Genomic DNA, 12,848 nt, shown 5'->3' on the forward strand with positions numbered 1-12,848 from the left:
AAAGAGGATAAACTTTGGATTTTCTTTTTATTCTTCAGCACCCTCTCCGAGTGCCCCTGCTCTGGCATGAATATGCATGCAAAAAGACGCTCCCAATCCCACTTGTATAGTGGTTTTGGAGGCGTCTTTTGGGACTTTGTCGTTCTTCAATAGTCTGTGTTTCGAATCTCTCAAGCCTCAATCAATCAATTCTTGACGAAGGACCAATCATCCACCCTCACCCAGTTGTTGGCGCCCGCTACCGAGAAAACGCCGATTTGCGCCGATCCGTTTGTAACCGCAACGTTAGGTATGGTCACCTGCGTCCAGGAACTGATTGCAGAATTGATCGGATAATCAATTTCGGCGCCCCCGTAATTTTTCACAAAAATCTGGGCTGTTGACTGACCGCCGCTGCTTCTAACCCATACTTTCAAGGTATACGTGCCATTGGGCAGATTGGAAAGATTTTGATAGCGGCTTGCGCTGTAGGCACTCGATGCCGACTGTGTCGCGGCCCAGTTTCCGGTATGTCCGCCGGAAACATTGGAATTCGGGTCCGTCGACACATTACTCCAGATCAGCCAACCGGCCAATGCATTCTGCGAGACGCGATCCGCCTCGTAACTTGGATTCATGACGTAGTTGTTACCGCTTCCAACACTCCATGTACCGGCCGCCGCATCCAGGTTAACCTGACTCAACGAGTTGAGGGTTGGCGTCGTACCGTTGAAGGAAAGCGGCAGCCACTCGTTGTATCCGATTCCGTTGCCCGCGAAATCGCTCCAGCGGTCTCCGCCGAACAGCACAGTCGTGCCGGATGTCCCTTGAACCTTGATGAACATGGAGGTTTGCGAAACATGGGAGAAATCGGCATCGGTGCCGTTCATGACGGATTCACTCGAATACGGCCCCTTTATATTCGTGGCTGTAATGTAATAGGTATGGGAAGCGTTCCAGCCATGCAGGTCTGAAGAGCACAAATAATAGACTCCGTTATATTTGAACATAGCATTTCCTTCGCGGCCGCCGGAAGAGCTGTTGAACACATTCGTTGCCGGCTCGACGTTCAAATAATCGGAAGCCCGCAGCTCGGAGACATAAAGGTGGCTTCTCCCGTTGGTGTTGCTGAAAATCAGATAAGCCTTGCCATCGTCATCGACAAACGTCGACTGATCCCCCGACATATTATTGACGACATTGCCGATAGAAGTCTGAACATGATCGAAAGTAAATGTACCCGTAGGCGTGTCGCTTGTAGCAAAGGCGATTCCGCTTCCGGCCGGACCTACATATTGCGTAATGAGGACGTATTTTTGCGTATTCGTGTTGTACACGACGCCAAGTCTGCCTAACCAGCTGGCATCCCAAGTCGAGCCGTCCGTCGCGCCCGTGATGACATTTCCACAGAAGGTCCAATGAACCAAATCCGTGGAGGAATAACAAGTCACCGCGCTGAACTTCGTATCGCTGTTCTTCTTCGTCGGATTATTGTAATAAGTGACCGCGCCGTTGTATTTCACCCCATACCAATAATACGTACTGCCAACTTTAAGGACGTTGCCTCCCTGGGAGTATATCGGATTGTTCGAGGTGTCCTTCCAGAATTCATCGTTATTTAAGGTTTGGCTGGATGCACTGACAGTTGCCGCTCCGATCAAAACTGAAGCGAGCATGATAAGAAGATAGCTTTGAATAACGGAGACCCATTTCATGCTTCTTTTCATGATAACCTTCCCTTCACTTGAATTATTGGATGCTTTATTCATAAAATCAAAACTGCCGCCTTCGCTCCTTTCTTGATTATTTTTATTTCAATTCCAAATATAAAACGCTTTCATTTTTAATGACATATGACAATCCTTCGATTTCCTTTGTAAAGTTATTTGGATACAAAAAAAGAGTGACTTCAAATGACCGCTAATTGCGGTATAAAGTCACTCTTTTTGAAATTATGCGGCAGCGCCGCTAACAGCTTTAGATTTTAATACACGTCACGTTGGTAACGTTTTTGCTCTTGCATATCATTTAAATACGCTTCGGCTGCTTCACGGTTCATCATACCTTCTTTTTCAATTACATCAATAAGCGCGTTGTGGACATCTTTCGCCATGTTTTGCTTATCTCCGCAAACGTAGAAGTATGCTCCTTTTTCCAGCCATTCAAATAATTCTTTGCTGTTCTCAAGCATTTTATGTTGTACATATACTTTTTGCGCGGCATCGCGGGAGAACGCAGCCTCTATTCTTGTCAATACCCCGTCTTTTTGATATTCTTCCAACTCGTCCTGATAAAGGTAATCCGTCGCTGAACGCTGGTCTCCAAAAAATAGCCACGATCTGCCTGTTCCTTTATTCACCGCACGTTCCTCGATAAAGGAACGGAATGGCGCAATGCCTGTCCCAGGACCAACCATAATAATATCTTTATCCGAAGACTCCGGCAGATGAAAGTGTTTATTGGGCTGAACGAATACCGGAAGCGTATCGCCTTCTTGAATGCGTTCTGCAACTAATACAGAACAAACCCCTTTTCGTTCGCGTCCGTGAGCCATATAGCGGACAGCGCCGATCGTTAGATGCACTTCCTCAGGATGAGCGGCAATGCTGCTTGCAATCGAATAGAGCCGCGGTGTCATTTTTCTTAAAAGAGCGACCATTTCCCCGGCCGAAGCTTTCCATGGACCGAAATCGCGCAACATATCGAGCAAATCACGCCCATTGGTATATTCTTTCAGTTGGTCGGCATTTTCAGCTAACAAAAGCTTTCGCAGCTCTTCGTTTTCTGTGAATTCCACAGCCTGCTGCAAAATCTTTTTCGACAACAGCGTAATTTCAAAATGAGCGGTTAACGCTTCCTTCAGCGGAAGTGTATCGCCTTCCTTATTAATTATAACTGGCGTTTCTTCATCCCACTTCATTTCCTCAAGAAGGGAAGCCACTAATTCCGGATCGTTTTGAGGGATAATACCAAGAGCATAGCCTGGGATATAGGAAAGGTCAGATCCTTTTAACGACAACTCGATATGTCGAGTTTCTTTACTCGAACCGGCTCCATTTAAATTTACATTTTTGAGAACTTTCGCTTGAAACGGATTTGTCCTTGAAAATGTTGCAGGGCCCTTTGAGACATCTGTTGATTGCATAGTCTTCACCTCAAAAATTATATTAATCTAGAATAACACAAGAAGTAAAAATAATACATGTTTTTTGTATGACAATTGTGGCTCCCCATGTAAAACAAAACAAAAGGAGCTGCGCCGAGACAGCTCCTTTTGATGCTTTCCTATAATACCATCTGCATAAATCGCAGAAGGGTCAAAGTCTTTCGCTATTTTTTAATGATTGAGCAACCAGCCATTCCATAATCGTTGTCTTTTTCCCGTTTATTGCAGCTATGCATTCGTTGTTATACACATAAATCCAAGACCAATGACCATTGTATTCGTATGGCGTGCCATCCGCTTTCTTGTACAAGCCCGTAGTATCATGTACATTTTCAAACAAGGAGATTTGAACATTTTGGGCTCCCGCTTGGATTAACCGGTCATACGTTGGATTGACGAAGTTAGCCGGAGGCACGATCGGATCTGTTTTTGCAGCCGTGAACCAGATTGGAAGGTTTTTCATTGTCTGAATATCCGCATCACTTATAAGTGTATCTTTCAATGCTTCACAGGTTGGGAACGCAGCTGCAAAGTAGTTGGGATAATCGCGAATCATCAGCATGGTCATATACCCGCCGTTGGAGTCGCCGCCGATATATATGCGATCAGTATCAATATCTTTATGTTCGGCAACATAATTTTGAATCAAAGCCATCAGCGATTTCTCATATTTTGAGGTGCCGTCCCCAAACCCCGTTAAACCATCCATCCAAAAAGTCGGTGTCTGAGGCGCTAGCACATAAGCTCCATTAAAATAGGATTGCATCTCTTTTGAGGCGAAATTGACCGCCTTGTTTCCGGCAATAGCAATGGTTGGATCCGTTCCTCCTTCTCCGGCGCCATGCAACCAAATGATTAACGGATTTTTTTTGTTGTCTTTTGCCGGCACATAGCTTGCATACGTCAAAGTGATATTATCGTTGGTTGCTTTACCGGTTGTAAACTCATCTACAAGTTTCCTGGTTCCACCTGCAAACGTATTCACAACTAACCCTGAAATTTTTCCCGATGGTGTATGAATGTCTTTCTGTTGAGTAATCGTATAGTCGTTCGTAATCCATGCATTAAATCTTGTTCCGGCCAAATCATAGTTAATACCTGAACCTAAAGTTATACTCGGACCAATCTGCATTTCCAGAACGACATAGTTCCCCATTTTGACAGCAGGATTTCCCTTTTTATCAGCAGCGTATGCTTTAGTGACTACCCGGTCGCCTTCCTCTAAAAAAGGATTTTTCAATCTACTGTCGCTTCTAACTACATGCACTTTGAAAGTATCCGGTGTTACCGAACCCTTGGGTATCGGTTTGCCTACATCAATAACCAACTTCGTAATTGCCGGGCCCCAATCTTCGATTTCCGTAACAGTCCGATAAGAGTTTGATTGTGTCTGTTGCTTAGCCATCGCATTCATGCCAAATGAAAACGCCATACAAATTGCTAAAATACTTGTTATTGCAGCTTTGTAATTTTTGCTCCATTCATTTAACATGTTTCTACACCTCCCGATTTTATGATGGTATATCCTTTGAAGCGCTTACATTTTATATTATAATAAAATCCTTGTAATATCCCGACTTATTGATATTAAAATTCCGACATCAATACCGATTATACATCGCAGCGGCGGAACTTCGTTTATTTGGGTATTCGTTCAATAAAGCGTTCAATGGTACCGTCGAATGGAAAGTCCCTATTTTTGATGCGTTCCTTTAAATGAGCCAATTCTTGTTTTGCCCTCTGAATCAATTCATCCGGGTATGAAAATTTTATTGAATTACTTTCAAATTCATCTTCGTCAACAACCTTCCACTCTCCGTTTCTCTGGACTAGATCAAGGTCTAAATCCACAAAAGACACAACATTTCCGTTGATTTGGGCAGGCTGATTGATATTGCAGTAATACTGATTAATTTCCCCATCTACAACGTCAGCACTAACCGTAAACCACAATTCCGACGAAAAGAACTCTATAGTCCAGTTTTCCATAGTAAAAATTTTTTGCTTAGTAAAATGCTGCAATTGCCTTCCCTGCTCGCCAAGTACAACCATATACGTGCTTGTCTTCTCTAGAAGTCGAGTATTCCATTTATAATGCAGACGATTTCCGTATTTCATTGCTTGGATAGTGATCTGTTGATTATTCATGCTTTAACCTAATCATGATTATCATATGAATTTTCACCTTTCTTAGCCCATGCTATAGCTTTCTTGACCCTATCATGATATTCGTACACCCACAAAAAGCATCACTTAAAGTAAGCTTGAATCTTATCAAATAATGCTTTCTCCGCATAGGTGCTCAAAGAGAACATACTATAAACCCTACTTAAATGCAAAATAGCCTTAGTAGCCAGGAACTGCGATGATTTTTCACGAACATCAACAGGTATTTCGGGATAGGCTTGAATACAAGACATAAGATGATTGGCTAATTGTTGAGCTACTTTATTTAGATATTCACCTTTTATCGTCTTAGCATCATATTTAGGCAAGATCCTCTCATCGAAAGTCTGCCATAAACCTGATTGAAATTGTTTTGTGAATTTTCCACCAGCGTTTTTTTCTCCCAGCCCAAATGAATCATTTGCTGAACTCATATCGTTTGCACCGGTTTTTTCGTTTTTTGAAGAACCTTTCGCTTTCGTGCCACTAATCTTGGGAATCAGTGTATTTGGCAAGCTATTTCTAAGCAATATATACTCCTTAATTAGATTTTGAACAACCGATCCTTTACGAAGATCGGAAACAGTACCAGGATTTGAATAATCGTTGTTGTTACTTATGTTAGTAATTGCCGCGTCTATTTGTCCTTGTTCTGTTGCATCTGCCTTCTTATAATTTGGAAGCTCTCTAATCGCATCACAAAGATTAAGAAGTGCAATAATCGCTGTCTGAAAACTTTTCCCGTGTACAGCGTGAATCGCAGCATCTTCGAAAACGACAAATGCCGTACTATGAGCACCTCCTGTTGTTCCTTCCCCTCTTTCAATACTTACTTTGCTAATAATAGGATTCAAAGGATCTGTAACATCATCAAACTCTACATTCGTCATCAAGCGTTGAACATAAACTTCACTACCAGCACCAGAGAAAACATTTTTAACCATTCGCTGTACAGCTTGATTGCCGATTGTCTTATGTAAGAGGTGGGTATTTGAAATTAAACTATGAAGAGAATCAACATTAGATTGACTAGCAGCCGAACGATCTGTTGTTTTGTGTAGTCTTGTTTGAAATTCGTTCATTCAATTTCACCATCACTTTTCCAATAGATCATCGTCAAATTGTTCCAGCAAATCCTGCCGCGCATTTTCCTCATTAGCCCTAGCAGGAACTAGCCAAAGATAGCATCCCAAATTTGCTTTAAAACATGTGGACTGCTCTCTTGAGGATAAAATATTATTGTAATAAGCAATGTTAACAGTATTGCCCCTGAAACAAAAGCAGAGCGATTCAAATATCTTGTTTTTATAAAACTAATAACTATTACTGTGCTGTTTAAAAGAAATACAAACGGTAAGTAAATAATTCTACCAAGACCAGTATGAGGAAAAAACGCGATTAGTAATGTAATCATAAGTATTGAAGGTAAGATTGCTAATAGATACTTATCTACACTACTTGTCTTATTCCATTCAGGTAATATTCTAAGAAAAGTATTGTTACAATTGAGGCAGGTGCTCACATAGGGAAAAACTAAAGGAATCAAAGCAAATAATGCTTCATAATTAATCCCTCCGATAAAAAAAAGGAAGGTTAAAAATATGTAAATAGATAATAATATTCTGGTTAAAATAGAATCTGTTTGTTTTATTTTGTCACTGTTACAAGTTGGACAAGCCTTCATGCTAACCTCCGGGTTAGTTGAATGATTTCACCACTCTATATTCGCCAATGCCATTTCCATATCCTGCTAAGTTGTGAGCGTGACATAGATGAGATTTCGTCAAAAATCAACGCATCGTTTTATTGACTGATCAGTCTAGAATGTGTATGATGTATATCATACGAAAGGAGGCTAGGTCTGAAATTGGGAAGAGCCAAGGAGTTTGATCCCGAAAGTGTTCTCCGAAAAGCAACAGCTGTATTCGGGTCCTACGGTTATGAAGGCACCTCATTAACCTTACTGTTAAACGAGCTAAACATAGCGCGGCAAAGTTTATATGATACCTATGGAACCAAACATGATTTATTCGTCTCAGCGCTGAAATTTTATGTTCAACAGAAAACAGAGGCTGGCATCAAACTGTTGAATGAATGCACCAGTGTGCGGCAGGGCTTGGAACAACTTTTCGGAGAAGCCGTTCGGGTACTAACAGACGGGGAACGCCGCAATGAATGCTTTATTATCAATAGCGCAATCGAGCAGTCACCACAAAATCATGAAATTGCAGCATTTATAAAGGCCAGCACCAAGCAAATGGAGGACGCTTTTCACGAAGTGCTCGTACGCGGACGCAATAATGGTGAATTTCGGCATGCCGAAGAGGAATTACCCGGCTTGGCCCGTTTTCTGAATTATTCTCGCCTGTCACTGACCTTCACGGCTAAGAGCGGTGCCAGCGCGGAAGTGCTGCAAGAGTTAGTGCGTACGACATTAAAAGTTATAGATTAATGTCATCACAGGATCACGGTTCTCTGGTTGGACTTGCGAAATGAACGCTTAGGCGTTTATTTTTTCATCTTTTTAGACCGATTAGTCTAAATAATAGTTCTGAACTTTTTAGGAGGAAATAAACATGATCGAAGATAAACCTTTAACACTCATAACAGGAGCCAATGGTAAGACGGGCAGTCGGATTGCGGCCTTGTTACGGGAGAAGCTGTATCCAGTTCGCATGGCAGGCAGAAAAAAGCAAGCTTCTATTCATGGCGACGATTATGTTCACTTTGATTGGTATGATTCCTCGACGTTTGCTGCCGCGCTGAAGAATGTGAACAATGTATATCTTGTTGTGCCTGGACTGGACATGAATCCGGAGAAGGTGATGATTCCCTTTATTAAGGAAGCGCTATGGGAGGGTGTTAAGCGATTTGTTCTGCTCAGCAGCGCTTCCATAGATGAGGATGGTCCAATATTTGGCAAGGTACATCAAACCTTGAAGGAGCTCGTTCCCGAATGGGCTGTGTTGCGGCCGTCATATTTTATGGAGAATTTTACAGAGGGACCACACAGAGAGACGATAAAGCGGAGTAAGAAAATCTTTAGTGCTGCCGGTAACGGGAAAATCGGGTTTGTCAGTGCAGATGACATCGCAGCAGTCGCCGTCCATGCACTTACAGATGTTGTACCCCATAATACAGCACATATCATTACGGGGCCGGAGACATTGTCCTATGGGCAAGTTGCTGACATCATCAGTCGATTCCTTGATCACTCCATACAGCATCAGTCGTTATCTGTTGAAGAACTGAAGTCGAGACGGTGAAAGAGATATATTGGATTACTTTTTCTGCGCTAGTGCTAGTGTATTTTCTTAAGTATCTTTTGCGCCTCAACATCTAATCCAACATACTGTTCATATTCTGTAGAATGTAATGAAAATCTTTCAAGTCCCGTTCTTAAATCTTCAATAATATCAAATTCCATTTCTGCTACAATAAATGATAAACAAAAATAAATCCAATCTACGTCTCCGCCACTCAGTATTTTTCTTATTTCAGGTAATGAATCTCTACCAAGATTAATCAATATATTGGCAATGTCCCTTGCAATCGGCCAGTTCATATCCTGTGTCCATTCAAATAACTGCGGAACAATTGACTTCAAGGATTCTTTGCTTAATTTCTTCAATTCGTTCACAGTTTCAAAGTCAAACTTATCTCTGGGAATTAATTTTTCTATGTTCGCCAACTCCAACTCTATCTTTAACAATGCAATAAGTCTTTTTATTTTCTGCGACCAATATATAGCAAATGGGAAGACATTCCCAAAACCGCAGGTTCTTTTGCATTTTTAATGAGTAAGTTTAGTAATTTAGAGTATTCATTTTCATCTTGCTTCCAGTAATCCCATTGTTCCTGATTTAAAACTGCTCCCATATTTGTTGAACCAATTAAGTCCACGAATTCAAAACCATTTGATTCCATAAACATTCTGATCTCCTCAATATTGAAAAAATATGCTCCTGTGAATCTCCCTTCATCACTATGGTTGAAAATTCCAGTATCTAAGAAATCGTTTATAGAATCCATATTATCATTGGGCTTCCAGTGAGTAGGGTGCAAGAGAGAATATAATACATGGTTTATTCTTGATCTAAATGCTACGAACACATATCCGTCTTTCTGTGTAACCCGGTGTAATTCTCGAACTGCTTTCACACGTTCCTCTTCTTTTTGCAAGTGGTAAAGTGGACCAAGCATTAACGAAGCGCTGAATGATTGGTCAAGGAACATAGATAAGTTTTGTGCATCAGCAACGAAAAAACCATTAAATTTTCCCATAAATCCGAGTTCACTTGCTTTAACTTTAGCGATTTCAACAAGAGTAGGAGTTAGGTCGGTTAAAGTTACTCGAAAGCCTTTTTGGGCTAAATACATTGAATATTTTCCTGGTCCAGCCCCGTTGTCTAAAATATGACCACCTTTCGGTAAATATTTATTTATAAAATGCAAATTAATCAAAAATTCTAATGGTTCTCTATCCAACCTACTCCATTCTTTTTCTCCAAAGCCAGTGTAATAGTCAATTACTGAAGTCATGTTGTCACTCCCTTTTAATGTTTTTATTAAAATAATTTAAAAAACCTCCATCCTATAAAGGGACGAGGTTTATCTCGCGTTATCTGTATCGCTTTTCAGTTATTCTTTTCGACGCTAACTCCTTGATTTCTTCATCTTCGTCAAACGATAATATTTGTAAAACCCTCAATGTAGCTTTCTTGTTATGAACAATTCTTTGTCTGATCGAAGTGTCTTTATCATTCGCAAGTTTCAATTGAAGCTTTTCAGACAGTCTATTCTTTGAAGCAACCATGTGCCTAACTCTCGATTCAGGATCATCAGACAAGATTTCAAGTATCTCTATTGGAACAGTTTTGTTTTGTGCTACCCAAAATTTCATATCCGAATATTTTTCAATAGCTGCAAGCCAAACCTCCAATGGCGCTTCATCCCAAGCTGCTCTAAGATATTCCTCAGGATTTTCACTGTTTCTCAATTTCACAAACTCTTCGGCAGAATTTATCACATTATCAACCCCAAGGATAAAGTTGCTCTTTTACTCAGTACAATTCAATTTGGATTTAAAAGTCTACTTGTTCTGCGGTGATTTCAAGAAAAGCATCATCTTCTTCATGCCAATTTGCAAAAATAAACTTGCGTAATGGTTCATCTTCCTTCATTTCACTTATAGCATAAAGCATCATACCAATTGGTCTGTTGGAATGGATTGTTTTTACGCCGTAAAATCTCACGACTATCGCTTCGCCGTCAAAGCTTCTTAAAGATACGGTTAGATTTTGGTTTTCCCAATGTATTCCTTCAATCTTGCTGTCATGTACCCTATAATCCCCTATGTAAGCAATAAACTGTTTTTCTTCCATAGTAAATTTCTCCCTTATAAAATAGTGCTTTCATTCGTACAAATGGATTCATTACACTTATCGAATATCATTTCAAAATCACCTTGGGTTATTAGATGTTCAATCACTTCTTCAATGCGATTACGACTACACTCATCTACAAGTAGCATGTCACTTCCCCAATAGTACTTTCCATGTAAGCATTCGCCAGTATGTTGATTCTTTTCAGCAAGCGTTTGAATGTTTTTGTATGTATAAAATGAAGCAACCCATCTTGAGCCATCTTCAAACATGACTATTGCATCAGTGTTATCATCATGGATGTTCCACTCTCCTTCAGCCCACTGTTCCGCCTCAATCCAAATGGAATACTGCTTGTTTTTCATCGAAGCCCCTCCGATTAATGAATTCATTTCAAAATTAATAATCACTGTATCACTCATCGTAGAGCTGCAGGAACGTATTGTTCCATTAGTGGGGAAATCATCAAAGTACTATGGAAAAGAAAATCTTCATCCATGCTCCTCTAATCAAATCCTGATTTTTATTCATTCATATATTCTATCAGACATTTTCCAATGAATTCTTTGTAATTTGGTAATTCTTGAAGTAGCCATACTTTACCTAAATCAGAAGGCATGTAGATAACATTCTTACTTTCAGTAAATTTACTCGCCCAGCTAATAATACCCTCGGAATTCTCATAACCTAAAAAGTAAACTGGTTCTACTGCTTTCTTTAAAAGAGGCTCGATTAATTGAGGTTTGTATGTTGCAACTGACGAAAGAAATGAAAAATATCCTTCCGCGGCTGTAGTACAATTGTAGCTAGGAAGCCAAGAAATATACTTTTCAACAATATCGTTATCAGTCAAGGAAGTATCTCCATCTTCAATCCTTCGTTGAATTAGTTCCATTTCGCAAGATGTCGTCATTGACTAATCACTCCCCAAATCATTTATTTCACCTCTATCTAATACAATGAAAGTCAGTTTTCATTGTAAATCTTTTTCCATTTAATTTTGTATTCAATCTTGTAATTCTATTAATTTTCTAAGAAAGTCGCCGTGTCGTATACTCATCTGTTGTTTCTCCTGATCGTAGACCCAGCCATTTTCAATAGCATACTTTATTAAAGTTGTACATGTAGATGGTAAGTTAAGGTTGAAGTACCATGATTCTTTCCATGAGAAGAATACTTCAAAAAAAGATGTCTTGGTATTACTAGGATATACCCGAAAAGAGACAAACTCATTTCTAAAATATTCATTAATTACGCAATGGAATTGAAAACCATTCACAGTTACTTTTTTGAATCGTTTTTCAAATGTCTTCAATCAAATCACCTCACCATTCATTTTCTAATATATTCCTTAATATTGAGGATTTTATTTTCCAAGTTATCTTCATCATCACATGTTGCAGTTTCACGAATGGTCGCCCAACCATGATATTCGTACATCCACAAACACCTACTTCAAATAAAATCACTGCAACCCAATAGTCACTAATACCCGTATCCTCAGTATATATTCCCCGCTTCAAATTATCCATAAAATTCCTTGTATGTGGTCGACTTTTCAATTGCCACTTGAAACAAGTCGTCCCATAGCTTGCTTTTTACACATGAGATAGTAATAGTCCAGATATTCCAGCCAGAGTATTTCGGTTCTATGAAGCATTTCATTTTGATGGGCATGAAAAAAAAGATAGAGCCGTGTTAACCCTATCCTCGTCTTGCAAATTATGTTTCGATCAGTTGCTTGATTTTCGGTGGCTCGAAGTGTTTCTCCATGTATTTTAATCATCTCCGATGCCAAATCTTTTCGCAGATCTCGCACGAGCGCGTTCCATTTCGATCTCACGATTGCGTGGCTCGGCATTGGTGACCAGTGAGTCTAACAGAGTCCGGGCAACTTCAGACACCTCCATAATGGCGCGATTGAACGCCTCCTCGTTCGCCTTAGAAGGCATGGTGAAGCCCGAAATCTTTCTCACGAATTGGAGCGAAGCTGCCTCAATCTCATCGTCGGTAGCGGGAGGATCGAAGTTGAATAGTGTTTTGATATTTCGGCACATGGCTGTCTCCTTTGATTACCGTTATTTTTTCAATCTTACTAACATCTAACTCTATCCTGACAATAACAAAAAGAGTGGCTCATCGCCACTCAATAT

General features: G+C 40.2%; 16 protein-coding genes. 2 read left to right on the plus strand and 14 right to left on the minus strand.

Going from position 1 to position 12,848, the window contains the following annotated elements:
* Positions 1–185: 185 nt before the first annotated feature.
* The 6 genes from AC0LWT_RS10975 to AC0LWT_RS11000 all read right to left on the minus strand — a co-directional run bounded on the left by AC0LWT_RS10975 (position 186) and on the right by AC0LWT_RS11000 (position 6,995).
* Complete coding sequence (locus AC0LWT_RS10975) at positions 186–1,706, minus strand: family 43 glycosylhydrolase (protein WP_474681281.1); 1,521 nt, start codon at positions 1,704–1,706, stop codon at positions 186–188.
* 257 nt (positions 1,707–1,963) lie between these two features.
* On the minus strand, positions 1,964–3,124 hold the full coding sequence (locus tag AC0LWT_RS10980; protein ID WP_474681282.1) for a sulfite reductase subunit alpha: 1,161 nt from the start codon (positions 3,122–3,124) through the stop codon (positions 1,964–1,966).
* A gap of 172 nt (positions 3,125–3,296) precedes the next feature.
* Positions 3,297–4,577 (minus strand): prolyl oligopeptidase family serine peptidase, encoded by a 1,281-nt coding sequence (locus tag AC0LWT_RS10985; RefSeq protein ID WP_474681338.1) that lies wholly within the window; start codon positions 4,575–4,577, stop codon positions 3,297–3,299.
* A 206-nt stretch (positions 4,578–4,783) separates the two neighbouring features.
* On the minus strand, positions 4,784–5,293 hold the full coding sequence (locus tag AC0LWT_RS10990; RefSeq protein WP_474681283.1) for a DUF402 domain-containing protein: 510 nt from the start codon (positions 5,291–5,293) through the stop codon (positions 4,784–4,786).
* A 101-nt stretch (positions 5,294–5,394) separates the two neighbouring features.
* Positions 5,395–6,393: a hypothetical protein gene (locus tag AC0LWT_RS10995; protein WP_474681284.1), complete on the minus strand. Its 999-nt coding sequence runs from the start codon at positions 6,391–6,393 to the stop codon at positions 5,395–5,397.
* A gap of 89 nt (positions 6,394–6,482) precedes the next feature.
* A complete protein-coding gene (locus AC0LWT_RS11000; RefSeq protein WP_474681285.1) occupies positions 6,483–6,995 on the minus strand; it encodes a hypothetical protein in 513 nt (170 codons plus the stop codon).
* Between the two features lie 183 nt (positions 6,996–7,178).
* On the opposite strand from AC0LWT_RS11000, the gene AC0LWT_RS11005 reads away from it, so the two are divergent.
* Together AC0LWT_RS11005 and AC0LWT_RS11010 are read left to right on the plus strand one after the other, a co-directional pair.
* Positions 7,179–7,763, plus strand: coding sequence for a TetR/AcrR family transcriptional regulator (locus tag AC0LWT_RS11005; RefSeq protein ID WP_474681286.1), 585 nt, complete (start codon positions 7,179–7,181; stop codon positions 7,761–7,763).
* 124 nt (positions 7,764–7,887) lie between these two features.
* Positions 7,888–8,577 (plus strand): NmrA family NAD(P)-binding protein, encoded by a 690-nt coding sequence (locus AC0LWT_RS11010; protein ID WP_474681287.1) that lies wholly within the window; start codon positions 7,888–7,890, stop codon positions 8,575–8,577.
* 35 nt (positions 8,578–8,612) lie between these two features.
* Here AC0LWT_RS11010 and AC0LWT_RS11015 read toward each other — a convergent pair whose 3' ends face one another.
* From AC0LWT_RS11015 to AC0LWT_RS11050, 8 genes are all read right to left on the minus strand, one after another.
* Positions 8,613–9,023: a DUF5071 domain-containing protein gene (locus tag AC0LWT_RS11015; protein WP_474681288.1), complete on the minus strand. Its 411-nt coding sequence runs from the start codon at positions 9,021–9,023 to the stop codon at positions 8,613–8,615.
* 14 nt (positions 9,024–9,037) lie between these two features.
* Positions 9,038–9,853, minus strand: coding sequence for a class I SAM-dependent methyltransferase (locus tag AC0LWT_RS11020; RefSeq protein ID WP_474681289.1), 816 nt, complete (start codon positions 9,851–9,853; stop codon positions 9,038–9,040).
* A gap of 79 nt (positions 9,854–9,932) precedes the next feature.
* On the minus strand, positions 9,933–10,310 hold the full coding sequence (locus AC0LWT_RS11025; protein WP_474681290.1) for a hypothetical protein: 378 nt from the start codon (positions 10,308–10,310) through the stop codon (positions 9,933–9,935).
* Between the two features lie 85 nt (positions 10,311–10,395).
* Complete coding sequence (locus AC0LWT_RS11030) at positions 10,396–10,695, minus strand: hypothetical protein (RefSeq protein ID WP_474681291.1); 300 nt, start codon at positions 10,693–10,695, stop codon at positions 10,396–10,398.
* A gap of 14 nt (positions 10,696–10,709) precedes the next feature.
* On the minus strand, positions 10,710–11,060 hold the full coding sequence (locus AC0LWT_RS11035; RefSeq protein ID WP_474681292.1) for a hypothetical protein: 351 nt from the start codon (positions 11,058–11,060) through the stop codon (positions 10,710–10,712).
* A gap of 158 nt (positions 11,061–11,218) precedes the next feature.
* Positions 11,219–11,608 carry a hypothetical protein gene (locus AC0LWT_RS11040; protein WP_474681293.1) on the minus strand — a complete coding sequence of 130 codons (390 nt, stop codon included), beginning with the start codon at positions 11,606–11,608 and terminating at the stop codon, positions 11,219–11,221.
* Positions 11,609–12,027: 419 nt separating this feature from the next.
* On the minus strand, positions 12,028–12,135 hold the full coding sequence (locus AC0LWT_RS11045) for an Imm7 family immunity protein (protein WP_474681294.1): 108 nt from the start codon (positions 12,133–12,135) through the stop codon (positions 12,028–12,030).
* Positions 12,136–12,473: 338 nt separating this feature from the next.
* The gene (locus tag AC0LWT_RS11050; RefSeq protein WP_474681295.1) at positions 12,474–12,752 is read right to left on the minus strand and encodes a DUF2277 domain-containing protein; all 279 of its coding nucleotides are present in this window, start codon (positions 12,750–12,752) and stop codon (positions 12,474–12,476) included.
* Positions 12,753–12,848 lie beyond the last annotated feature (96 nt).

The organism is Paenibacillus sp. sgz302164, assembly GCF_056120505.1.

Excerpts from the sequence above, each read along its gene's own strand:
- AC0LWT_RS10975 (WP_474681281.1), bottom strand. The coding sequence starts at position 1,706 with ATGAAAAGAAGCATGAAATGGGTCTCCGTTATTCAAAGCTATCTTCTT.
- AC0LWT_RS10980 (WP_474681282.1), bottom strand. The coding sequence starts at position 3,124 with ATGCAATCAACAGATGTCTCAAAGGGCCCTGCAACATTTTCAAGGACA.
- AC0LWT_RS10985 (WP_474681338.1), bottom strand. The coding sequence starts at position 4,577 with ATGGCGTTTTCATTTGGCATGAATGCGATGGCTAAGCAACAGACACAA.
- AC0LWT_RS10990 (WP_474681283.1), bottom strand. The coding sequence starts at position 5,293 with ATGAATAATCAACAGATCACTATCCAAGCAATGAAATACGGAAATCGT.
- AC0LWT_RS10995 (WP_474681284.1), bottom strand. The coding sequence starts at position 6,393 with ATGAACGAATTTCAAACAAGACTACACAAAACAACAGATCGTTCGGCT.
- AC0LWT_RS11000 (WP_474681285.1), bottom strand. The coding sequence starts at position 6,995 with ATGAAGGCTTGTCCAACTTGTAACAGTGACAAAATAAAACAAACAGAT.
- AC0LWT_RS11010 (WP_474681287.1), top strand. The coding sequence starts at position 7,888 with ATGATCGAAGATAAACCTTTAACACTCATAACAGGAGCCAATGGTAAG.
- AC0LWT_RS11020 (WP_474681289.1), bottom strand. The coding sequence starts at position 9,853 with ATGACTTCAGTAATTGACTATTACACTGGCTTTGGAGAAAAAGAATGG.
- AC0LWT_RS11030 (WP_474681291.1), bottom strand. The coding sequence starts at position 10,695 with ATGGAAGAAAAACAGTTTATTGCTTACATAGGGGATTATAGGGTACAT.
- AC0LWT_RS11035 (WP_474681292.1), bottom strand. The coding sequence starts at position 11,060 with ATGAAAAACAAGCAGTATTCCATTTGGATTGAGGCGGAACAGTGGGCT.
- AC0LWT_RS11040 (WP_474681293.1), bottom strand. The coding sequence starts at position 11,608 with ATGACGACATCTTGCGAAATGGAACTAATTCAACGAAGGATTGAAGAT.
- AC0LWT_RS11045 (WP_474681294.1), bottom strand. The coding sequence starts at position 12,135 with ATGTACGAATATCATGGTTGGGCGACCATTCGTGAAACTGCAACATGT.
- AC0LWT_RS11050 (WP_474681295.1), bottom strand. The coding sequence starts at position 12,752 with ATGTGCCGAAATATCAAAACACTATTCAACTTCGATCCTCCCGCTACC.